Origin of the sequence: Casimicrobium huifangae (genome assembly GCF_009746125.1) — a bacterium.
GTDB classification, from domain to species: Bacteria; Pseudomonadota; Gammaproteobacteria; order Burkholderiales; family Casimicrobiaceae; genus Casimicrobium; species Casimicrobium huifangae.
Window position 1 is genome coordinate 3814139 of the sequence record NZ_CP041352.1, and the last position, 21347, is coordinate 3835485.

21 protein-coding genes and 1 pseudogene are annotated in these 21347 nt (G+C 63.0%); 10 read left to right on the forward strand and 12 right to left on the reverse strand.

Going from position 1 to position 21347, the window contains the following annotated elements:
- Positions 1-59 precede the first annotated feature (59 nt).
- Positions 60-1346: a phenylacetate--CoA ligase family protein gene (locus FKL89_RS17235; RefSeq protein WP_156863969.1), complete on the forward strand. Its 1287-nt coding sequence runs from the start codon at positions 60-62 to the stop codon at positions 1344-1346.
- Between the two features lie 135 nt (positions 1347-1481).
- Here FKL89_RS17235 and FKL89_RS17240 read toward each other — a convergent pair whose 3' ends face one another.
- Positions 1482-4577, reverse strand: a complete 3096-nt coding sequence (locus FKL89_RS17240; RefSeq protein WP_156863970.1) for an InlB B-repeat-containing protein — start codon at positions 4575-4577, stop codon at positions 1482-1484.
- 395 nt (positions 4578-4972) lie between these two features.
- On the opposite strand from FKL89_RS17240, the pseudogene FKL89_RS20400 reads away from it, so the two are divergent.
- Positions 4973-5572, forward strand: a pseudogene (locus FKL89_RS20400) (GNAT family N-acetyltransferase); the annotation flags it as partial.
- Positions 5573-5788: 216 nt separating this feature from the next.
- Positions 5789-6145, forward strand: a complete 357-nt coding sequence (locus FKL89_RS20405; protein WP_272953741.1) for a GNAT family N-acetyltransferase — start codon at positions 5789-5791, stop codon at positions 6143-6145.
- Between the two features lie 161 nt (positions 6146-6306).
- Here the strand turns inward: FKL89_RS20405 and FKL89_RS17250 are convergent, their stop codons facing one another.
- Positions 6307-6648, reverse strand: coding sequence for a hypothetical protein (locus FKL89_RS17250; protein WP_156863971.1), 342 nt, complete (start codon positions 6646-6648; stop codon positions 6307-6309).
- A gap of 203 nt (positions 6649-6851) precedes the next feature.
- On the opposite strand from FKL89_RS17250, the gene FKL89_RS17255 reads away from it, so the two are divergent.
- From FKL89_RS17255 to FKL89_RS17275, 5 genes are all read left to right on the forward strand, one after another.
- The gene (locus tag FKL89_RS17255; protein WP_156864768.1) at positions 6852-8024 is read left to right on the forward strand and encodes a vWA domain-containing protein; all 1173 of its coding nucleotides are present in this window, start codon (positions 6852-6854) and stop codon (positions 8022-8024) included.
- A gap of 100 nt (positions 8025-8124) precedes the next feature.
- Positions 8125-8670 (forward strand): HEPN domain-containing protein, encoded by a 546-nt coding sequence (locus FKL89_RS17260; RefSeq protein WP_156863972.1) that lies wholly within the window; start codon positions 8125-8127, stop codon positions 8668-8670.
- An 81-nt stretch (positions 8671-8751) separates the two neighbouring features.
- Positions 8752-9390 carry a dihydrofolate reductase family protein gene (locus FKL89_RS17265; RefSeq protein WP_156863973.1) on the forward strand — a complete coding sequence of 213 codons (639 nt, stop codon included), beginning with the start codon at positions 8752-8754 and terminating at the stop codon, positions 9388-9390.
- 338 nt (positions 9391-9728) lie between these two features.
- Positions 9729-10679, forward strand: a complete 951-nt coding sequence (locus tag FKL89_RS17270; RefSeq protein WP_156863974.1) for a glycoside hydrolase — start codon at positions 9729-9731, stop codon at positions 10677-10679.
- A complete protein-coding gene (locus FKL89_RS17275) occupies positions 10676-11461 on the forward strand; it encodes a WG repeat-containing protein (RefSeq protein ID WP_156863975.1) in 786 nt (261 codons plus the stop codon). Before FKL89_RS17270 ends, FKL89_RS17275 begins: the two co-directional genes overlap by 4 nt.
- Before the next feature lie 57 nt (positions 11462-11518).
- Here the strand turns inward: FKL89_RS17275 and FKL89_RS17280 are convergent, their stop codons facing one another.
- The 10 genes from FKL89_RS17280 to FKL89_RS17325 all read right to left on the reverse strand — a co-directional run bounded on the left by FKL89_RS17280 (position 11519) and on the right by FKL89_RS17325 (position 19029).
- Positions 11519-12100 (reverse strand): DUF4337 domain-containing protein, encoded by a 582-nt coding sequence (locus tag FKL89_RS17280; protein ID WP_156863976.1) that lies wholly within the window; start codon positions 12098-12100, stop codon positions 11519-11521.
- A gap of 71 nt (positions 12101-12171) precedes the next feature.
- The gene (locus FKL89_RS17285; protein ID WP_156863977.1) at positions 12172-13014 is read right to left on the reverse strand and encodes a tryptophan 2,3-dioxygenase; all 843 of its coding nucleotides are present in this window, start codon (positions 13012-13014) and stop codon (positions 12172-12174) included.
- Positions 13011-14276 carry a kynureninase gene (gene kynU, locus FKL89_RS17290; RefSeq protein ID WP_156863978.1) on the reverse strand — a complete coding sequence of 422 codons (1266 nt, stop codon included), beginning with the start codon at positions 14274-14276 and terminating at the stop codon, positions 13011-13013. Before kynU ends, FKL89_RS17285 begins: the two co-directional genes overlap by 4 nt.
- Before the next feature lie 201 nt (positions 14277-14477).
- Positions 14478-14990, reverse strand: coding sequence for a DsbE family thiol:disulfide interchange protein (locus tag FKL89_RS17295; protein ID WP_156863979.1), 513 nt, complete (start codon positions 14988-14990; stop codon positions 14478-14480).
- Positions 14991-15126: 136 nt separating this feature from the next.
- Complete coding sequence (gene ccmE, locus FKL89_RS17300; protein WP_156863980.1) at positions 15127-15579, reverse strand: cytochrome c maturation protein CcmE; 453 nt, start codon at positions 15577-15579, stop codon at positions 15127-15129.
- Positions 15569-15733, reverse strand: coding sequence for a heme exporter protein CcmD (gene ccmD, locus FKL89_RS17305; protein ID WP_156863981.1), 165 nt, complete (start codon positions 15731-15733; stop codon positions 15569-15571). Before ccmD ends, ccmE begins: the two co-directional genes overlap by 11 nt.
- Positions 15730-16506 carry a heme ABC transporter permease CcmC gene (gene ccmC, locus FKL89_RS17310; RefSeq protein WP_156863982.1) on the reverse strand — a complete coding sequence of 259 codons (777 nt, stop codon included), beginning with the start codon at positions 16504-16506 and terminating at the stop codon, positions 15730-15732. The genes ccmD and ccmC overlap by 4 nt, the downstream gene beginning before the upstream one ends.
- Positions 16507-16508: 2 nt before the next feature.
- A complete protein-coding gene (gene ccmB, locus FKL89_RS17315; protein WP_156863983.1) occupies positions 16509-17183 on the reverse strand; it encodes a heme exporter protein CcmB in 675 nt (224 codons plus the stop codon).
- Entirely contained in the window at positions 17180-17803 is a 624-nt protein-coding gene (gene ccmA / locus FKL89_RS17320) for a heme ABC exporter ATP-binding protein CcmA (RefSeq protein WP_156863984.1), read from the reverse strand. Before ccmA ends, ccmB begins: the two co-directional genes overlap by 4 nt.
- On the reverse strand, positions 17800-19029 hold the full coding sequence (locus FKL89_RS17325) for an MFS transporter (RefSeq protein ID WP_156863985.1): 1230 nt from the start codon (positions 19027-19029) through the stop codon (positions 17800-17802). Before FKL89_RS17325 ends, ccmA begins: the two co-directional genes overlap by 4 nt.
- Before the next feature lie 354 nt (positions 19030-19383).
- Between FKL89_RS17325 and FKL89_RS17330 the strand changes: the two genes are divergently transcribed.
- Both FKL89_RS17330 and FKL89_RS17335 read left to right on the forward strand, forming a co-directional pair.
- On the forward strand, positions 19384-20610 hold the full coding sequence (locus tag FKL89_RS17330; RefSeq protein WP_156863986.1) for an efflux RND transporter periplasmic adaptor subunit: 1227 nt from the start codon (positions 19384-19386) through the stop codon (positions 20608-20610).
- Entirely contained in the window at positions 20607-21344 is a 738-nt protein-coding gene (locus tag FKL89_RS17335) for an ABC transporter ATP-binding protein (RefSeq protein WP_156863987.1), read from the forward strand. Before FKL89_RS17330 ends, FKL89_RS17335 begins: the two co-directional genes overlap by 4 nt.
- Positions 21345-21347 lie beyond the last annotated feature (3 nt).

Here is a 21347-nt window from a genome sequence, read left to right on the forward strand (position 1 = left end):
ATGGACGGCAAGCGTAGCCGCTGCCCGTTCACCCGACAACGTATCGAACATCCGAGACCATGCAGACCTTCCCCGATCCCCGCGAAACACGCGCTGCCAGCGAGCGCGAAGCCGAGCTGTTTTCCCGTCTTGGCCAACAGATTACACATGCCAAAGCGACGACTGCGGCATTCGCCAAATCGCTGGCGGGCGTTGATCCGGCTAGCGTGACTTCACGGGCGGCCCTGGCGAGACTGCCGGTGATCCGCAAGAGTGAATTACTGGAGGCGCAGCAGGTTTCGCGCGCTGCCGGCGGTGACCCGTTTGGTGGTTTCGCGGCGATTGGTTTTGCCGGCTGGGGCTCGCCCGCGCGGCGGGCTGCGCATGTGTATGCCTCGCCCGGTCCGATCTATGAGCCCGAGAGCGCCGAAGCGCATGCGTACCGGCGCACCGCGCGCGCGCTATACGCGGCGGGCTTTCGCGCGGGCGACCTGGTGCACAACACCTTCAGCTATCACATGACACCGGGCGGCTGGATCATGGACGCGGGCGCCGTGGCGCTGGGTTGCGCGGTGTTCCCGGCGGGCGTCGGCAACACCGAGCAGCAGATTGCCGCGATGCATGACCTGAAGCCCGTTGCCTACACCGGCACGCCATCGTTCCTGCGCATCCTGCTGGAAAAAGCGGACGAGCTGGGCACGCCCATTACTTCGCTCAAAAAGGCGTCCGTCTCGGGTGAATACTTCCCGCCGCAATTGCGCGAGATGCTGAAATCGCGCGGCATCGTCGGCACCCAGACATACGGGACGGCTGATCTCGGCCTCATTGCCTACGAAGCGCCGGATGCCAACGGTAACGTGCAGGGCATGGTGATCGACGAGGACATCATCGTCGAGATCGTCCGCCCCGGCACTGGCGAACCGGTCGCCGATGGCGAGGTCGGCGAGATCGTGGTGACCACCTTCAACGCCGACTACCCGCTGATCCGTTTCGGCACTGGCGACCTCTCTGCGGTGCTCGCCGGCCCCTGCCCAAGCGGCCGCACCAACACCCGCATCAAGGGCTGGATGGGCCGCGCCGACCAGACCGCCAAGATCAAGGGCATGTTCGTGCATCCATCGCAGGTGGATCAGGTCGCCAAGCGCTTCCCCGAGCTCGGGCGCGTGCGGCTGGTGATCACCAATCCGGATCAAAAGGACGCGATGGCGCTGCATGCCGAATGTGCAGCGCCCTCGGATGCGCTGAAGGCAAAGATCGTTGAGGCGCTGCGCGATGTCACCAAGCTTGGCGGCGACGTTGTGTTTGCGGGCATTGGATCACTAGCCAACGATGGCAAGGTGATTGACGACGCCCGCAAATACGAATAGAGCGCTTAGCAGCTTTTTTCGCAGAAGCGCCATCACTCAGGGCATGGCGCCCGATTCATTGCCAGGTCGACTTTCATGAAAATGGGGCTTCAGGCCCGATGGCTGCTTGATTTCGGCCCGTAGCTGGTCTGCCAGCTACGGCATCAACCCGGCCAGCCACGCCTCAATCTCCATGGCAGTGGACCGCGCTCGTGGCGCCGGGCCCAACGCATCAGTGACCAGCGCATTGCCGCGCAGCCCGAGCATGTAGCGCAGGATCAGCAGGCCGTCGGTTGCAGCGTCAATCGAGCCGTTGCCGTCGATGTCGAGCAGCGTGTCCAGCGAGGCGAGATAGGTCGCGATCGCCACCGGGTCGGTAACTGCCGCACCGCTGACCGCCAGATTCGTAGTCAGCGCGCCGTTACGCAGCCCCTGCATGTAGCGCACGATGATCTGGCCGTCAGTGGGGCCGTGATAAAGCGTCGCAGCCGAACTGCCATCGACATTGAGGGTCGGCACAAAACGGGCATTGACACTCTGCGCCGCGGTGACATTGCTCAGCATGCAGGTGGAGCCGATGCAACTGCCGCTCCAGCCGGCAAACAGGTACGCCGGGTTGGCAACGGCCGTGCAGGTGGCGCTGCTGCCCTGGTTCACCGGGTTCGGCGTGCAGCTCGCCGTCCCGCCAGCGAGCGGGCTCACCGTCACCGTGATGTTGTAGGTATTGGGCGGCGTGGCGAATTGCACTTTCAGCGGTGCGAAGCCGAGGGTCGTCAGCACATCCTCGACGACGACATAGAGGTCGTAGGCGGTGTCGGCGGTCAGGCCAGTCACCGGGAAATTGGTCGCGACGCCCTGCGTCATGGCGCCACTGCCGGACGCGACGATTGTGACACCGGCATAGGAAACCGCCGCTTTCACCTGGGCGAAGGTTGGCGCCTGCGCGTTGCGCGCGACGACGATCCACTCGCCCTTGCCGGTTTCGCGACTGGTCGCGGTCAAAGTCGTGGTGGTTTGGGTGGTGCCTGACACGGCAGCAGCAGCCAACACGGGCGGCAAATCGGTGTGCTGCACCGTGCCGCTGCGATTGCCGGCGTGAAGCGTGCGCGCCGCTTCCTGTGCCTGCGCTACTGCGGTGAATTTGAGTGGCCCCTGCCCGGTGGCCTGCGGCCCGCTGCCAGTCCAGCCTGCCGTGATGCTGGACCAGCTGGCACAGCCATCGCCGCTCAGCGCAACGCCGGATTCGGTCCCCGCGACCAGCGTGCCCAAGGCATCGATGCTGAGCGACAGCGTATTGGCACTGCCCGGCAGTGCGGCGCAGGCAGACCAGCTTGTGCCGCTGTCGGCGCTGACGAACACGCCGCCGCCCATCGTCGCCGCATAGAGCGTGGCAACCGCAGCCGGCTTGATCGCCAGCGCCGTGACGCGCAGGTTGGCGGGTTGCGCGGCTACCGCCGTCCATGCCGTACCGCCAGTCACCGTTCTGTAAATGCCCGCGCCGTCGACACCGGCGTAGAGCGTGTTGGCCGCCAGCGGATCGGGCAGCAGCGCAGTCACCGGCATCGTAGTGGCAACAGGCAGCCCGCTATTGGCGATACTCCAGTTGCCACAATCGTTTGACTTGAACACGCCCGCCTCGGTGCCGACGACCAGCGTGCCAGTCGCGTTCATCGCCATCGAATTGATGCGCAAGCTGCCCAGACCGGTACTGCCGCATGCGGCCCAGGTAGTGCCGGCGTTGGCACTCTTGTACACACCACCGCCACGCGACGCCGTGTAGTAGCGCGTACCGTTGGCAGGATCGACCAGCAGCGCCGTCAGCCAGAGATTGCCGGGCTGGGTGGTGGCTGCGACCCATGCGTTGCCGCCATTGGTGCTGCGCCAGATGCCGGAGCCATACAGCGCCGCGGTCACTATTTGCGGATTCACTGCGTCGACCACAATCGCCGTCACTGCGCGGCTGGTGTCAAAGGTCACACTGTTATCGGTGGAGGTGGACGCGGTGTTGAAGCTGCTGGTGCTGCGGTCAGTCGCCACACTGGCTGGAATGCTGGCGCGGATGGTCTCGCCGCTGGCGGCACCGGTCACGGCGACCGTAAAGTGCCGGTGGTCGCCGCTGTCGGTGACGGTCACGCCGGGCGCCGCCGCCATGCCGGAAATGACCACATCGGTATTGATGAAGCCGTTCACCGGGGCACTGAAGACGACATCAAAATTGATCGGACTGGTCGAGGCGGGATCGGTCTGCGCGGCGGCCTGATTGATGGTGACGCTGAGTGGCTGGCAGGTGGCAGTCGCGTTGGCTACCTCAACCCCGGTATTGCTCTTGATGCGCACCGCGAGGGCGCCGTAGAGCCCGTTGATGGTCAGCACCTGGGTGGCTCCGGGTGTGCCGGCGGCTGTCAGCAAAAACGGGCCGCTGGTGAGGAAAACGCTGTTCTGGTAAAGCTCCCACGTGTAGTTCACCGACATTGCGCCGCCGATATTGGTGATGGCGAACTGCGAGTTGGCCGAGGCGTCGCAGGTGCCAGCCACCGTAATCACCGGCGGCGCCTGATAGACCACCGTGTTGTCGTTGGACGTGGACGCGAAGTTGCCAAGTCCATCGTTGACCGCCTGCGCCGCGTCTTGCGGAATGGTCACGCGGACAGTTTCGAGATCACGAACACCATTGATCGCGATGGAAAACGTGCGCTGGTCGCCAGAATCCGTCAATGTCACGATGGGCGTATTGGCCATGCCAGTGATCACCAGGTCGCTGGCAGTGAAGCCGGTCACCGCCCGCGAGAAGACGGCGGTGAACATGATCGGCAGCGCATTCGCCGGATCAGCTTGACCCGCCGCCTTGTTGATCGTGACCCGCGGCCGTTCAACGCAGGTGGCCGACGCGTTGGCCACCTGCGCGCCGTTCTGGTCCTTGACACGAACCTCGATAACACCGAACAGCCCGTTGATAGTGAGCACCTGGTGATCGCCAGGCGTTCCGCTCGCAGTCAGCAGGAAGGGGCCGCTGGTGAGGAAAACACTGTTCTGGTAAAGCTCCCATGTGTAGTTCACCGTCATCGCGGTGCCGATATTGGTGATGGTGAAGGACGAATTTGCCAGCGTGTCGCAGGTGCCAGCCACAGTGATGATCGGCGCCGCTGACGCGCCGGATGCGGTCAATGCAAGGCACGCAGCAAGCAACGCAAGCGCGCTGCGCGCCTGTGCATGCAAACGGTTCAGCCAATCTTTAGCCCAGCTGTATGACATGCTCATCCCCGTCATCGATTGCAAACCACCCGGCACCGTCGGCGCGGGCAGCATCGCCGCAGCAGCCTTAGTCTGGTGTGGCTCGCAACTATAGTGCGGCCATCGCCCAGCAGTGAGCCAGGCATGTCAAAACTGCATGGCTGGCAGAGCGTCTTCCGGGAAATAATGCGGTCGTGACATTGTTAGCGAAGCGTCGCATCGGCGGTCCGTCGCGCGCAGGCGACTGACGACCTGGGCGATCAAAGGCAATGCAAAAGCAGCGACATCTTTTTCATGAAAGCATTATCCAATAGGGCATGCAGGTCGATTTCAATTGAAGTCGACTTTCTGGCTTTTACGCTATCCAGCCCTTATCCAGTAACGCTTTCGCAAGAGAGCCATATCCGGAAACTGACATGACGACACCCACTACGCCCGCCGTCTGGCCCCCCGAAGTCACCCTCGAACGCGACGGCATCCGGCTCGAACCACTCACGCTGGCGCATGAGGCCGGCATCGCGGCGGCCGCAGCAGACGGCGAGCTGTGGAACATCCGCGTCACTTCCGTACCCGAGCCGCAGGAGACGCGCGGCTACATCGAGACGGCGCTCAAGCAGCGCGCCGAGGGCTCGCGCCTCGCCTTCGCAGTGATTGACGTCGCTGCCAACGACGGCAAAGGCAAGGTGATCGGCAGCACCAGTTATCACGACATCGTAGCCAACATCCGTCGCGTCGAAATCGGCTGGACCTGGTACGCGAAAAGTTACCAGCGCAGCAAGGTCAACACCCTGTGCAAACTGATGCTGATGCAGCACGCGTTCGAGACACTCGGTTGCGCGGTCGTTGGCTGGCGCGCCAGCCACATGAATTTCGCCTCGCAGCGCGCCATCGAGCGACTGGGCGCAAAACGCGATGGCGTGATCCGCCACCACTTGGGCATCCGCGACGGCAAGGTGCGCGACACGGTGATGTATTCAATGCTGGCCGACGAGTGGCCGGCGGCGAAGGCAAAGCTGGAAGAGCGGCTGCACAGTGACGCATCCCCCTCTCCCCAACCCTCCCCCACGAGAGGGAAGGGAGGAGCCGATGTGCGCCTTGAGCCCATCACCAGCGACAACCTGCTCGCCGTTCTACGGCTGACCCCCGGCGCCGTCGGCGAGCGCATGGTGGCGACCAATGCGGTGTCGATCGCGCAAGCGAGTGTGAGCGCCAACGCCGTGCCCCGCGCGATCATGGCCGGGGCCGGAGACGCGGCAAAACCGGTCGGCTTCATCATGCTTTACGACCCCACGCTCGATCCCGCGTTGGCCGCCAAGGATGAAGCGCACGCCGACAGCATCGACATCTGGCGCCTGATGGTGGACTTTCAGCAGCAGGGGCGTGGCTATGGTGCCGCCGCGATCATCGGCGCTGCACGCTATGCGGCAACACGGCCCGGCATCACACAGGTGCGGCTGTCGTACGTGCCGCGTGAAGGCAATCCGTCGCCGTTCTACAAGGCGATGGGGTTCACCGAGACCGGTGAGAAGGACGGCATCGAGATCGTCATGGCGCAGCCGTTGGCGACGTTGCTACGGAACATGCCATAGATACCGGCATAGGCACGAACGTTCGCGTGCGTGACGAACATCAGCTGCTGCAGGGATGCTATCGGCGCGGCCGCGCCTGGCGGGAGAGGACAAGACAGGCGCCGGAGCAGATACCCCGGCGCTTGCAACGACCGCTCAGCGCGCGTCGATTTGCGGCAAAGCTATTTCGCGCACTGACAGCCAACGCCGCGAGCGTCAGCTTCGACCTTCACATCTTCCCCCGCCTTGAATCGCAGATGCCCTTTCCCGGTGCGGGCGTGTGGGTACACAATGACGTCGCACTTGCCAATCGCCTTTACCTGACGTTCCTTGCCCGCCATTTTTGTGTCGGTGAACACCTTTGAGTAGTTCGGCTCTTCGCCTGTCAGGTTGGTGTTGAACCGGGTGAGATGGTTGTTTTGAATCACGCCCCCATCTGAAAATTTGCATTCAGCGTGGACATTCGCGCTCATGCCTGCCACCAGCGCGGCGATACACAGCATCAGAGACTTTTTCTTCAACATTTTCAGTTACCTCCGTGAAACTATTGTTGTTTGCCGGGAACTCCGACGGTCATATTCAGCAGTTCCCGGTACTTCAGTCTAGCAAAGATAAGAACATACGGAGCGCCCTCGCGCGACTGGTTTTCAATTGGATGCCTCAGCTTGCGAACCGGTGAGAGCAGCGCCGGGTGAACCCTGTCCGCGCGTTCTGCGAGAATCGCGACGTGCTGCTCGACTTTTTCTACCACCTGCGTCACCGCGGCGTTAAGCCTTCGACGCGCGAGTTCCTGACGCTGCTGGAGGCGTTGAAAGAGGACGTGATTTCGCCGTCGATCGACGATTTCTACTATCTGTCGAAAGCGACGCTGGTGAAGGACGAGACGAAGTTTGACCGCTTCGATTTCGCGTTTGCGGAATACTTCAAGGGCGTGTCCGAGCTGGTCGATCTGAAGACCGCGATCCCGGACGAATGGCTGCGCAAGGTCGTCGAGAAAATGCTGACGCCCGAAGAGCGCGAGAAGCTCAAGGCGCTCGACTGGAATGAGCTGATGGAGACGCTCAAGAAGCGGCTCGAAGAGCAGCAGGGCCGGCATCAGGGCGGCAACAAATGGATCGGCACCGGCGGCACCTCACCCTTCGGCGCCTACGGCGAAAACCCGGCTGGCATCCGCATTGGGCAGGACAAGAGCCGCAATCGCAGCGCCGTGAAGGTGTGGGACGAGCGGCAGTTCCGCGATTACGACGACAACGTCGACTTCAACACGCGCAACATCAAGGTCGCGCTGCGCCGCCTGCGCCGCTTCGCGCGTGAAGGGGCGGTAGACGAGCTTGACCTGCCGCACACGCTCGAAGAGACCGGCAAGAACGCCGGCATGCTCTCGATCCAGATGCGACCGGAGCGCCGCAACGCAGTAAAGGTGCTGTTGCTGCTCGACATCGGCGGCTCAATGGACGACCACGTTGAACAGGTCGAGGCGCTGTTCAGCGCGGCCAAGATGGAGTTCAAGCGGCTAGAGCATTTCTACTTCCACAACTGCCTGTACGACTTTGTGTGGAAGACCAATCGCCGCCGCACCACCGAGCGCACGCTGACGATGGACCTGCTGCACAAGTACGGCCCCGACTACCGCCTGATCTTCGTCGGCGACGCCGCGATGAGCCCGTACGAGATCGAGATGGAAGGTGGCAGCGTTGAATACAGCAACAGCGAAACCGGCAAGGTCTGGCTGCAGCGAATGACCAACCACTTCAAGCGCGTCGCCTGGCTGAACCCGATGCCCGAGCGCAGCTGGGAGTACACCTACTCCACCGACATCATCAAAAACGTGATGGGCGGAAGGATGTACCCGACGACGGTGCAGGGGTTGACGGATGCTATGAAGGCGCTGGCGAAGTAGCCACTTTGCTTTTTTGCCCGCGCAAAGTATGCACCGGTAAAAATTGCGTAACTCGGTAGAGATACGCGATAAGTCAATGGATTGCGTTTAGATTGTTCAAATGACTTCACAGGCTATTCAAGCATTCAAACACGCGATTCAGGATTCCACTGACCTCCTCAAGCATTTCGATTCGCTGAACACAAAGCCGCCGCCCCCAGATATTGAGGTTCTCAAGCGCGCAAGCTTGGTTATGGCGCTTGCCGCGTTGGAAACGTATTTTGAGGATCGACTAACAGAGGCAGTTAACTCCATCTCCGGACCTAAGAGCGCCGTTTCAGACTTCTATCGCAACTCACTTGAAGTCGATCTCAAAACGTTCCACAGCCCAAATACAGAGAGAGTTCGGCAGATCTTCCAGAAATACCTTTCTATTGATATCTCTGAAGCGTGGAGCTGGAACAACTGCGATCCGACAATGGCAAGAGCCGAGTTAAGTCGGCTTGTTAAGAAGCGAGGAGACATAGCGCACCGCTCTCTACGTCCCACTTCCGGCGAAGCTCAACCAAAGCAGCATGCAGTGACGCGCGACGATCTTCGTAAGCACATTCATTTCATTACCGAGATTGCCAACGCAACGGATAAGTACATGGCTGGGAAAATCTGACGACTCTTGTGAAGCAAGTCGCCACCAAGTTACGACTTAGCTTATGCGCCAAGCCGCGTCCCGCCTTTCAATCGAGCAACCATGACCAAAGTCTTCGTAAACATCGGCCTAACCCTCGACGGCTACCTGGCCCCAGATGGCATGAGCCTCGCACACTGGAGCGATCCAACCTACAAGAACTGGGGCGCGAAGTGGGGCGGGTTGATGGGCTGGATTCTCAAGCAGCAGTATTTCCGCGAGAACCTTGGCTTTGGTACGGGCGGGGAGACCGGTCCGGTGAACGACATGCTGCGCCATACGATGGAGCGCAGCGGTGTGAGCATCATGGGCAAGCGGATGTTTGAGCAGGGCGAGGTCAGCTGGCCTGCGGAGGCGCCGTTTCACACGCCTGTATACGTGCTGACGCAGACGAAGCGCGAGCCGTGGGTGCGGCTGGGCGGGACGACTTTTTTCTTTTGCAACGACGGGCCAGCAAAGGCGCTTGAGCAGGCCCGGGCAGTGGCTGGCGACCGCGACATCCGCATCTCGGGCGGGGCGAACGTGATCCAGCAATACCTGAGCATGGGCGTGGTGGACGAGCTGGAGATCGCGCTCGCCCCCATCCTGTTCGGCAGTGGGCGGCGGCTATTCGAGAATCCGGGTGAAGCGCTGCCGCAGTTCCGCATCGACAGCGTGCTCAATACGCCGGACGCCACGCACCTGCGCTACGTGCGGGCGTAAGCGCCCGGGCGCGGATGCGTCCTTCTCGACTGAGATCGCATCCTGATCTTGCGACCGGTGCGCAAGATGTGGCTGCGCTGGTGATTTCGCCACGTCGGTGGAACACCAACTCACTGTCCGTCCTCTCCGTTTAACCACGCCAGAACACTCGACCACTGCGGTCGGGGCGCCGTTATCGCCTCCCACATTCGCGCGCCTCCCTTTGTCTGAATAGTCCAGCACCCGGTTTCGTTGCGCACGTTTCATGATAATGTCATTTCTCGTTACCAAAATCGGTAAACCAAACCATCACGACGACGGCCCTGCCTTGTACGGGCCTCACCCGCCACTCCTCCCCGATGACCACACCGCAAACCGACTACAGCCACACCGGTGGCTTTGATGAAGCCAAGTTCCGCGCTGCCTTCGAGGCTCGCCGCAAGATGCATCTTTACTTCAAGGTGCGCTACACCAACGCGGCCGCGACCAACGCCTGGCAGCTGATCCAGATGATGCAGGCGGATTCACGCGTGACCGACGTGCGCTGGATGGCCTATATGCTGGCAACCGCCTTCTGGGAGGCATCCCACACCATCACCGAGACCGTGCAGGTACCCAAACTTGGCAAGGGCAAAAAGCCTGTGCTGGGGCCGGACAAGCAGCCGCTGATGGTCGACAAGCACATCAAGGTGTGGGAGGTGATGGTGCCGATCGACGAGATTGCGGTGGCCAACAAGCGGCGGTACAAGGCGCCGGTGAAGATCAAGAAGATCGAGAGCGACGATGTTGTGCTGCTGGCGAAGCTGAGCAAAATCTTTCAGAGCGCCAGTGTGCTGGGCGGTGCCTGGATCGTTGAAAAGGACGGTGATCAGTTCGTGATCGGTGCGACGGGCACCGAAGTCTGGCACAGCAAGAAAGCCGCTGTCGGCGCGGCATTCGCAGGTGGCGCATCGGCCACCTACACCCACTTTCATGGCGACGAGCACGTCTACTTTGGGCGCGGCTACGTGCAACTCACGTGGTGGAACAACTACGTGGCGGCCGGCGTATCGCTCGGGCGCGGCCTCGATCTGCTGTTCGACCCGCTGCTGGTGAAGCAGCCGCAGGTGGCCTATGACATCATGGCGCACGGCATGCTGACCGGTGACGGCTTCGCCAACAAACACAAACTGGCGGACTACATCATTGGCAGCAAGACCGACTACTTCAATGCGCGCAAGATGGTGAATGGTGGCGATGCGGCGTCGTATCAGCCGATTGCTGACATCGCCAAACTGTTTGAAGAGATGCTTCTCGAGGCAAAACTGTGACAACCATCGGCACGAAGCTCCGTGCGTTGATTCACCTGACGCTGCTGTCGTTCGCCCTGCTCGGCGCGGCCGCCACGCCGGCGTTCGCGTTGGCGCCAGCGGCGGGCGCGTTGAAAGCGGTCACCGACAAGGCCTCGGGGCTGACCGGGTATCAGGACGCCAGCGGTGCGTGGGTGATCAGTCCGCGCTTCCGGTCGGGATCGGACTTCGACCACGGGCTCGCGATTGTTGAAGACCGCAGTGGCGAGTCGGCGCTGATCGACAGTCAGGGCAACGTCCGCCTGCAGGGCGTCGAAAGCGCGATCTGGGTGTCGCTGCCCACCATGACCGAGGCCAAGCTCAGCGAGGGCCTGCTGGCGCTGCGGGTGCAAGCCTCCGGCAAGGTGGGTTTTGTCGATGCCGAAGGGCGCTGGGTCATCCGCCCGCGCTTTGCCGATGCGTTTGAGTTTCATGAGGGGTTGGCCGCGTTTCGCCTGCGCGAGAACGGGCCGGTGGGCTTCATCGACACGCACGGCCGTGTGGTGATCACTGCCAAGTTCGGTACCCGCTTCCGGTCACCGCCGGTGTTCGCCGAAGGGCTCGCTGCGGTCGGGCTGAATGACCTGTGGCCGCGAACCAATCTCGATCCACCCGGCAAACTGGGTTACATCGACCGCCGCGGGCGCTGGGTGATTGCCCCGAAATACGCGAACGGCGAGTCTTTCAGCGATGGCCGGGCGAAAGTGATGCTGGATGAGCGCGAAGTGGTGATCACCAGGCCGGACGGCGCAGCCAAACGCTGAACCTCGTCCGTAGTACGTAGCCCGGATGCTCGCATCCGGGTTTCGATCTGTTTCCGATCAGATGTGCATCACCGCCAGTGCGCCAATCACGCAGCCCAGGCCAGCAACGCCGTAAACGCCGTACTCCAGCCAGCGGCGCTTGGTAAGCAAAGCGATCGCCGCGAGGGCAATGGCAATTTGCAGCGCCGTGGTGGCCTGCGCCCAGCGATGATGCTGGTGCATCTCGTCATCGCTCTTCTTGTCCCATTCCTTCGATTCTGCTTCGAGCTTTTCGGCGTCCTTCTTGATGTCCGCCTTCTCTTTTTTGTAGCGGTTGATCTCTTCGGTGTAGAACGCTCTTTTGCTCTCGGGCGCCAGCTCAATGGCCAGCTCACTCAGGTTCTGCTTGCTGCTCTTGGCCTGGTAGTAGTTCCACTGGTTGGAGGCCTCGGTCTTCTTGATGGCCGCGTTGTTCTTGTAGAGACCTGCGTTGGCCTGGGTGGCGCCGCCCATGTAGGCGAACATGGCGCCCACCGTTGCAATGATTGCCGTGACCACGGCAATGCCGCCAGCGTGGGAATCACCGTGCGAGCCGTGCTGCGCAGCGTGCTCCAGCTCGTGATCGTGGGGGCCGTGTACGTGAAATCCGCCGCCTGACATGGGTGTCCTCGCTACGTCAAATTGAATGGCGGCTGAATGTTAGCGGGAATGCGTGACAGCTTGAACGTCTGTCAAAGTTCGGTGCGCACCTGCCAGAGCTCGGGGAACAGCACCACCTCCAGCGCGCGACGCAGGTAGCCCACACCGGTGGTGCCGCCGGAGCCGGTCTTGTGCCCAATCAGGCGCTCCACCGTGGTGACGTGATTGAAGCGCCAGCGGCGGAAGTTGTCTTCCACATCCACCAGTTTTTCGGCGAGGTAATACAGGTCCCAATGCGCCGCCGTGTTGCGGTAGACGGTGAGCCAGGCGGCGAGCACTTCGGGGTTGCTTTCGGTGACGGCGTCAAACGTGCTGCGCAGTGCGGACGCCGACAGCAGGCCGCGCTTGGCCAGCGCCTGTAAGGCGATGTCGTAGAGCGAGGGACTTTCGATGATCGCGGTGAGTTTGGCCAGATGGTCAGGCTGCTCGGCGAAAGGCTTGAGCATGTAGCGCTGGCGGTTGCCGAGCAGGAACTCCACCGTGCGGTATTGCCAGCTCTGGAAGCCGCTGGCCTTGCCGAAGGCACTGCGGAATTCGAGGTAGTCGGCGGGCGTCATGGTCTTCAAGACTTCCCACGCCGCACCCATCTGCTCCTGCGCGCGCGACACGCGGGCGAGCATTTTCATCGCCGGTTCAAAGTCACCGGCAGTGAGCTTGGCCATCGCGCCGGTGAGCTCCTTGATGATCAGGCTCATCCACACTTCCTGCACATGGTGGATGGTGATGAACAGCACTTCGTCGTGCGCGTCGGTCAGCGGCTGCTGGGCGGCGAGCAACTGTTCAAGGCGCAGATAGCTTGAATAGCTGAAGCTATCCTTGAACGACTGATGGGCGTTTTCGGCGCCCGCGATGGTGATTGCTGGTGGTGTGCTCATGTCACCTTGCTCCTGGCGCGGAATTCGGCGCGCTCATATTCGCGCAGCTTCATCACATCACGCAAATGACTGGCGGCCGCGACGACATCGGCCTCAGTCACATACAGCGGCGTAAAGCCGAAGCGCAGGATATCTGGCGCGCGGAAGTCGCCGATCACGCCACGTGCGATCAGCGCCTGCATGATGGCGTAGCCCTCGGCGTGACGGAACGATACCTGCGAGCCGCGAATGCTGGAATCGCGCGGGGTAGCGAGCGTCAGCCCCATGCCGCCGCAGTGCTGCTCCACTTCCGCGATGAAGCGCGTGGTCAGCGCGACCGACGCTTCGCGCACGAGGTTCATGTCTGCGCTGAGCCAGACATCGAGCGCCGCTTCGAGCGCAGCGAACTGCAGGATTGGCGGCGTGCCGACGGTGAAGCGTTCAACGCCACGCGCAACCCGGAATTTCGGGTCGAAGGCAAACGGCGCTTCATGCGCGAACCAGCCCGAAATGGGCGCCGGCACCGCGGCCGCATCAAGCGCATCAAGGTGCCGCTTGGCCGCGAACACAAAGGCTGGCGCGCCCGGCCCGGCGTTGACGTATTTGTAGGTGCAGCCCACCGCGAGATCGGCCTTGCAGGCATTGAGTGACACCGGGAAGGCACAGGTGGAATGGGCGAGATCCCAGAGCATCAGCGCGCCGTGTGACTGCACGACCTCGGTGACACCCTGCATCACATAGCGTCCGCCACTGCGATAGTCCACCTGCGTCAGCATGACGACGGCAGTACGCGAGCCGACCTCACGCAGCGTGGCCTCAAGCTCGTGGCGTTTGACAAAACGCAGTTCAAGCTTGCGTTCGGCGAGCAGCGCCTGCAAGCCCTGCGCGATGTAGAGATCGGTCGGGAAGTTATCGATGTCGGAGACGATCACGTTGCGACCGGCCGCATCCGGTCGCAACGATTGCAGTTGCAGCGCCGTGACCAGTGCCTTGAACAGATTGAGCGAGGTGGAATCACAGGCGATCACTTCACCCGCGTCGGCGCCGATTAGCCGCGCGATCTTGTCGCCACAGCGGCGCGGCGCGTTGACCCAGTCCGCCGTGTTCCACGAGCGGATCAGGCCCTGCCCCCACTCCTCCTCCACCGTGCGCCGCACCGCCGTGATCGCCGCTTTCGGCAGCACGCCGAGCGAATTGCCGTCGAGGTAGATCACGCCATCGGGGATCACGAACTGATCGCGGAAGCCAGCGAGACTGGCCAATGCATTGTTTCCGGCAGTCATAATGCTTTAGGTCTAAAGTAATTCTGCAAATGTTACCTGTTCGGGCCAGCTTTGTTGCTGGCGCGAAGCGGCTATTGCGAGATCAACTTTTGTCTGAAAGCCGCGCCCAATTTGGGCGCAGGCCGCCTTTTCGGCTTGGGTCGACTTTAGCCGGAATCGGGTTTTGAGCCCTAGCGCAATGCGACTTTTCGCAAAAAGCCGTTACTTCAGAAACGAGGCGAATTTGGTCGCGAAGATTTCCGGCGAGATCGGGCCAACATGTTTGGCGCGGATGATGCCGTCGCGGTCGATCAGGAAGGTTTCCGGGGCGCCGTAGACGCCCCAGTCGAGTGCGGCCTTGCCGCCCGGGTCGAAGGCGTTCACCGTGTACGGGTCGCCGGTTTTGCGCAGCACGTCGAGACCGAGCTCCCGCTTGTCTTTGTAGTTAAGACCGATGATGGGCACCACGCTGCGCCGCTTCAGGTCCATCAGGTCCGGGTGCTCGTCCTTGCAGTTCGGGCACCAGCTCGCCCACACGTTGAGCAGCCAGACCTTGCCCTTCATGTCGGCCGGCGAGAACTTCGCCGCGGGATTGTCCAGCGTTTCCAGCGTGAACGCGGGCGCCGGCTTGCCGATCAGCGGCGACGGCACCTCGCGCGGATCGCGGAACAGCCCAAAGTAAAGCACTGCGGCGAGCGCAAAAAAGGCGATGGGAAGGAGAAGTTTCTTGTTCATACGCAAACTCCCTCCCCCCTCGTGGGGGAGGGCCGGGGAGAGGGGGCGGCCGTCGCACAGCGATCAGGACTGGGGCAGGCTTCACCCTCTCCGCTGGCCCCTCTCCCCTCAAGGGAGAGGGAGAAACTCATCGCGATCATTGCTTGAGTGTCTTCGCCGCCATGTCGCGCGCCTTGTGGGCCTTTTCGATGGCGGTAGCGGCCTCGGGCGGCATGTAGTTTTCGTCGTGCTTGGCCAGCACTTCCTTGGCGCGGAATACCCCGTCGTCACCCAGCGAGCCCTGCGCAACCACACCTTTGCCCTCGCGGAACAGGTCCGGCAGGATGCCGCTATAGGCCACTGGCACCACCTGCGCGGTGTCGGTCACCTTGAACTGGACGTTGACGCCATCGCGCTTGACGCTGCCGGCCTCCACCATGCCACCAAGGCGGAAGGTGCGGCCGACCGGTGCCTCTTTGGCAACGATCTGCGAAGGCGTGAAAAAGAACACGAGATTCTGGTTGAACGCGGTCAACACCAGCGCCACGGCCACGGCGATGACGCCGAGGCCGCCGAGAATCAGTGCGAGTCGTTTCTGCTTAACTGTCATGGTCTTCCTGCAATGCCTGTAGCGCCGACTTTCGAGCTTGCCGCAGGCTCACAAGTTCCGCAATGACCGCTATCAACAAGGCGCCATAACTGCCCCAGACAAAGAAGCCACGGCCGCCCATGTCCCAGAACGCGCTCCACGATTCCCAGTTCATCGCAGCCATCCTTTCACCGCGTCGCGCAGCCAGGCAGCATTGCCCTCGCGCTCAATGATGCCGGTGCGCAGCCGGTGCATCGCTGCGGCAATGCTGTAGGCCCAGAAGGCGAAGGTCATGATCAGCATCGCGGCCAGCATGGTGGTGGCCATCGACGAACTGCCCGGCCGCACACTGGAGCCTTGGTGCAGCGTGTTCCACCACTTTACGCTGAAGTAGATGATCGGCACATTGATGGCACCGACCAGCGCGATCAGCGCCGAGGCGCGGTCGCCTTTCTTTTTGTCGTCGAACGACGCCGCCAGCGCCATGTAGCCGACGTAGAGGAAGAACAGGATCAGCGTTGAGGTGAGCCGCGCGTCCCACACCCAGTAGGTGCCCCAGGTGGGTCGGCCCCAGAGGGCACCGGTCCAAAGCGAAATCACGGCCATGATGGCGCCGGTGGGCGCCAGCGCGTGACTCATCATGAACGACAGCCGGGTGCCAAGCACCAGCCCGAGCAGCGACCAGAATGCCATCGCCAGATAAATCACCATGGCCATCCAGGCCGCCGGCACATGGATGAAGATGACGCGGTAGACCTCGCCCTGCTGGGCATCGGTCGGTGCCACAAAGAAGCCGAGGTAGAGGCCGATGGCGGAAAGCACAATTGCCAGCACCCAGCACAGCGCTTCGATGCGGCCGGCGAGCGGAAAGAACGCAGCGGGCGAGGCGTAGCGCCAAAACCAGCGCCCGCCGTATTTTTCGTTGGATTGTTGCTCGGTACGTGCCACGGCTAATCGGTACTTATCTTCAATGCAGCCGCGGCTGCCAGCGGGCACAATGCTAGAGCAAGCAGCATGAAGGCGGCCTGAAGCGCCAGCTCCGCCGACGGTGACTCCCCGTAGAGCACGCGCAGCGCCGCGCCGGCGCCGAAGATCAGCGTCGGGATGGTCAGCGGCAGCACCAGCACGGCGGTCAGGATGGCGCCGCCACGGGCCGAGACCAGCAGCGCCGCTGCAATCGCCCCCACCAGCAATAAGGTTGGAACGGCCATCGCTACGGTCAGCGCCAGCATGGCGGCGACGTCACCGGGCAGGGCGTAGAACAGCGCGAACACCGGCGACACAGCGGCAAGCGCAACGCCGAGCGCCAGCGACAGCGCGGTGACACGAGCAAGGATCAGCACCGCGAGCGGTTCCGGCGAGGTCAGCAGCAGTTCCAGCGAGCCGTCGCGGGCGTCCTCATCAAACAGCCTTGGCAGCGAGAGCATCGCCGCCAGCAGCGCGCCGACAAAGATGACGCCGATGCCGATCAGCTTCAGCCGCTCCGATTCGCTGCCGACCGCGAACGGAAACAGCGAGCAGACGATCAGGAAGAACATCAGCGGATTCGCCCAGTCACTCTTGCGCCGCGCGAAGAGCTGCATCTCGCGGCGGAACACGGCGCCGACAGCAACGCGCAGGCTCATAGCGCCAGCTCCTGGGTGCGCGCAGCGGCGATGTCGACCGCCTGATGCGAGGTATAGATGACCAGCCCGCCTGCGGCAAGCCGCGCAGCGATGACGGCAGCGAGCTGCGCCTGGGTGTCAACATCAAGCGCAACGAAGGGCTCGTCAAGCAGCCACGCGCGGGGCGATGCGCTGCCGCCCGCGCTGCCCGCGAGCAGGCGGGCCAGCGAGGCACGCTTGCGCTGCCCCTGCGACAGGGTCCCGAAGCGGCGATTGAGCAGGCTGCGCACGCCCAGAGCGGTGAGTGCCGATTCGATGCCCTGCCGGCTATCGTCAAGCCCGGCCAGCGCGGCGGCGTAGGCGAGGTTTTCACGCACGGTCAGTGCGTCGTTGAAGGCATTGGCGTGGCCAACGTAGCTCGCCGCCTGCGCAGGCGCCAGCGTGGCGTCCCCCGCCAGCCACTGCACCTCGCCAGCGGCTGGCGCGGCGAGCCCGGCGAGGATACGCAGCAGCGTGGTCTTGCCAGCACCGTTAGCACCGGTCACGCGCAGCAGCGAGCCTGCTTCCGCCGCAAACGACACGCCGTCGAATACAGCGCGGCCACCGCGCTCGGCGGCAAGCGACGTGACGGTCAGCTTCATGACACGGTGCGGATCTTGAATGCTGTCCACAGCGACGCCAGCGCGAACAGGCAGGACAGCAGTCCAACCGCTTCGAATCCGGCGAGACTGCCACCGGCGGTATGGCTCAACATCGCGCCGCCAATCACCGCAGCGAGCCCGGTGAACAGGTTTTGCACGGCAGAATTGAACGACATCACGCGGCCGCGCAACTGCGGCGTGGACGCAGCCGTCACCAGCGCCATCGACGGGATGAAACGGCCGCTGACGAAGATGAAGAACAAAGCGGCAACGACCAGTTGCCAGAACAGGTTGACGCCGAGCGTGTGGGTAATCAGCAGCATCGGCGCGATCGACAGCAGCACCAGCCAGTAGTAGACGATGGCGCGCGGATAGCGGTCAGACATGCGGCCGAACAGCGGCCGGCTGAACAACGTCACGGCGCCGCCGACCAGATAGAAATACGCAAGCTGCACCTCGCTCATGCCCTCGTTGGTGATGCGCGACGGCGCGATGTAAGGGATCACGATCATGCCCGACAGCGTTAACAGGGCCGACGTGGCAAACGCCCACCAGTGGTTCCGTACTCGAAGCAGTTCGGCATAGCCGCGCCACAAGCCGGTCCAGAGACCGGCATGGCTGGCCGCACGCATGTGGCCGCGCATGTTCGGGATCAGACGGAGCGCGACGACGAACAGCAGCGCGCAGGTCGCCGCCAGCGCGAAGAACGGCACATGCCAGCCGCCATGCGCGGCCACGTAGATCGACAGCGGCACGCCGAGCACGGCGGAGAGCGACATCGACAGCATCACCAGCCCCATCGCCCGGCCACGACGCTCGTCGGGCACCAGATCGCCGACGATGGAAAACGCGATCGAACCCTGCACGCCGCCAAACAGCCCGGCCACAGTGCGCGCCGCCAGCAGAGCCGCGTAGTTGGGCGCCAGCGCGCAGCCCAGCGTGCCGACAATCAGGCCGGCGTAGACCACCAGCAGCGCGTGCTTGCGGTCAAAGCGGTCAGCGATTGACGCCATCAGCAGTGACGCTGCCGACGCCGCGAACGCGTAGGCCGATACCAGCAGGCCAAACTGCGTGGTGTCGATGCCGAATTCGCGCATCAGATGCGGCGACAGCGGCATCATGACCATGAAGTCCACCACATTGGTGAAGCTCATCAGCGTGATCACCAGCAGGATTTGCCGCTCGCGCGCGGGCGACGGCGTCAGGCTGTGCGCGCTGCTGGTCATGCGGCAGGACGACTGCGTTGGCCGCAGCGAAGTGCCCGCGACAAAAGGGAACTGCCGTCGCGGGCAGGGAAAAATACAGGCACCGGGAAGAATGGCTTTTTGACTAAGGCGTTATTCTAATTGGGCGTCGGATGGTAATCCTTGCCAAGTCGACTTTTGCAATTTCACGCCATGAGCCCTTATTGAATATCGCTTTCCGATAAAAGTTGATCTGCCAACTCGCAACTGAGTCTGAGTAGTCTTCGGCTGAATCGATGCCGGATTGACCGGCGTCAGCCTGCCCTTGCGCCAGCGCACCGACCTTCCCTGCAACAATGCCGAACCAATGTGAATTCGCACTGAAGGGCGCGCCCCGTGGCACAAGCTGATCTGGCAAAACTGAGTCTCAACAAGGGCGCAACACCTGCGGCGACGCTGGCGGCGCGGCGGCGGCGCAAGTGGATCAAATGGGGATTTGGTGCCGGGGTGGTTGCGCTGGTCGTCGCCCTGCTGGCGTTGCGCAGCGCCAACGCACCGGCGGAGGTGGAGCTGGGAACCGTCACGACGGCCTTCCCGACCCAAGCCTACACGCTGCTCAACGCCACTGGCCGCGTGGTGGCCGCGCGCAAGGCGGCCGTTTCGACCAAGGCGACCGGCCGGCTGGAATTTCTGGGCGTGCAGGAAGGCAGCGTAGTGAAGGCCGGGCAGGTGCTGGCGCGGCTGGAAGCGCTCGACGTCTCCGCCAACCGTGACCAGGCGCGCGCCGGCGTCGCCGCAGCCAAGGCCAATCTCGAGCAGGGCAAGGCCGAGTTGGTGGACGCGGAAGCCAACTACCGCCGAACCGACGATCTGTTCAGGAAAAACTTCGTCTCTGCCGCCCAGCTCGACACCGCGAGGGCGCGGCTGGATCGCGCCAAGGCGAGCATGGTCAGTCTCGACGCCGCCATCGGCGTCGCTGATGCGCAGACGCGGGCCGCCACGGTGTCAGTCGAACAGACGCTGATCCGCGCGCCGTTCGACGGTGTGGTGCTGACCAAGAACGCCAACGTCGGCGACATCATCACGCCGTTCTCGTCCGCTGCCGATTCCAAGGGCGCGGTGGTGACGATGGCCGACATGAGCACGCTCGAAGTGGAGGTGGACGTCACCGAAGCCAGCATCGGCAAGGTGGTGGTGGGCGGCCCCTGCGAGATCACGCTGGATGCGCTGCCCGAGGTGCGGCTGCTGGGAGAGGTCTCGCGCATCGTGCCGACGGTGGACCGGGCCAAGGCGACCGTGCTGGTGAAGGTGGCGTTTGTCGAACGCGATCCGCGCACCCTGCCAGACATGAGCGCCAAAGCCGCGTTCCTCAAGCAGAAGCCACTGGAAGCCGACCGCAAAGCAGTGGCTGCGGTGCGCAAGGAAGCGCTGGTCGAGCGCGACGGCAAGGCGGCGGTATTCGTGTTCGACGGCAAGACCGTGAAGCTGACCGCCGTCAGCAAGGGCCGCGACCTGGGCGACAGCATTGAAGTGAACGGCGTCAAGAGCGGTGACCGCGTGGTGCTGAAACCCGCCGACAAGCTGCGCGATGGCGCCGCCGCAGTGCAGGCGGCAAAGAAGTGAGCGACGGCGCAGTCAGCCCGGCAGAGGCGGCGGCGGCGCCACCGCTGGTGCGCATCCGCAACCTGAGCAAGCACTACACGCGCGGCGATCAGGACGTGCCAGTGCTGACCGACATCTCGCTCGACATTCCTGCCGGCGACTTTCTCGCGCTGATGGGCCCTTCCGGCTCTGGCAAGTCAACGCTGCTGAACCTGATCGCCGGCATCGACAAGCCGAGCGGCGGCGAGTTGACTGTCGGCGGGCTCGACATCGCCGAACTGACTGAGGCCGAGCTGGCGGACTGGCGGGCGGCGAACGTTGGCTTTGTATTCCAGTTCTACAACCTGATGCCAGTACTCACGGCGCTGGAGAACGTTGAACTACCGCTGATGCTGACCGATCTGTCGCGCCGCGAGCGACAGGAACGTGCGTTGCTGGCGCTGTCGCTGGTCGGCCTCAGCGACCGTGTCGATCACTACCCCAATGAGCTCTCGGGCGGCCAGCAGCAGCGTGTCGCCATTGCCCGGGCGCTGATCACCGACCCGACGCTGATCGTGGCTGACGAACCCACTGGTGACCTCGACAAGCGCAGCGCCGCCGACGTGCTGGCGCTGTTGCAGCAGCTCAACCGCGAGATGGGCAAGACCATCATCATGGTCACCCACGATCCCGGCGCGGTGAAGGCGGCCACCCACGTCACGCACCTTGAAAAGGGCGAGCTGCTGGGCACCGAGCTGGTTGCGGCTGGCGATTGACGC

Bases quoted from the DNA above. Each gene is read 5' to 3' on its own strand.
- FKL89_RS17235 (WP_156863969.1), top strand. From the start codon at position 60: ATGCAGACCTTCCCCGATCCCCGCGAAACACGCGCTGCCAGCGAGCGC.
- FKL89_RS17240 (WP_156863970.1), bottom strand. From the start codon at position 4,577: ATGTCATACAGCTGGGCTAAAGATTGGCTGAACCGTTTGCATGCACAG.
- FKL89_RS20405 (WP_272953741.1), top strand. From the start codon at position 5,789: ATGGCCGGGGCCGGAGACGCGGCAAAACCGGTCGGCTTCATCATGCTT.
- FKL89_RS17250 (WP_156863971.1), bottom strand. From the start codon at position 6,648: ATGTTGAAGAAAAAGTCTCTGATGCTGTGTATCGCCGCGCTGGTGGCA.
- FKL89_RS17260 (WP_156863972.1), top strand. From the start codon at position 8,125: ATGACTTCACAGGCTATTCAAGCATTCAAACACGCGATTCAGGATTCC.
- FKL89_RS17265 (WP_156863973.1), top strand. From the start codon at position 8,752: ATGACCAAAGTCTTCGTAAACATCGGCCTAACCCTCGACGGCTACCTG.
- FKL89_RS17270 (WP_156863974.1), top strand. From the start codon at position 9,729: ATGACCACACCGCAAACCGACTACAGCCACACCGGTGGCTTTGATGAA.
- FKL89_RS17280 (WP_156863976.1), bottom strand. From the start codon at position 12,100: ATGTCAGGCGGCGGATTTCACGTACACGGCCCCCACGATCACGAGCTG.
- FKL89_RS17285 (WP_156863977.1), bottom strand. From the start codon at position 13,014: ATGAGCACACCACCAGCAATCACCATCGCGGGCGCCGAAAACGCCCAT.
- kynU (WP_156863978.1), bottom strand. From the start codon at position 14,276: ATGACTGCCGGAAACAATGCATTGGCCAGTCTCGCTGGCTTCCGCGAT.
- FKL89_RS17295 (WP_156863979.1), bottom strand. From the start codon at position 14,990: ATGAACAAGAAACTTCTCCTTCCCATCGCCTTTTTTGCGCTCGCCGCA.
- ccmE (WP_156863980.1), bottom strand. From the start codon at position 15,579: ATGACAGTTAAGCAGAAACGACTCGCACTGATTCTCGGCGGCCTCGGC.
- ccmD (WP_156863981.1), bottom strand. From the start codon at position 15,733: ATGAACTGGGAATCGTGGAGCGCGTTCTGGGACATGGGCGGCCGTGGC.
- ccmB (WP_156863983.1), bottom strand. From the start codon at position 17,183: ATGAGCCTGCGCGTTGCTGTCGGCGCCGTGTTCCGCCGCGAGATGCAG.
- ccmA (WP_156863984.1), bottom strand. From the start codon at position 17,803: ATGAAGCTGACCGTCACGTCGCTTGCCGCCGAGCGCGGTGGCCGCGCT.
- FKL89_RS17325 (WP_156863985.1), bottom strand. From the start codon at position 19,029: ATGACCAGCAGCGCGCACAGCCTGACGCCGTCGCCCGCGCGCGAGCGG.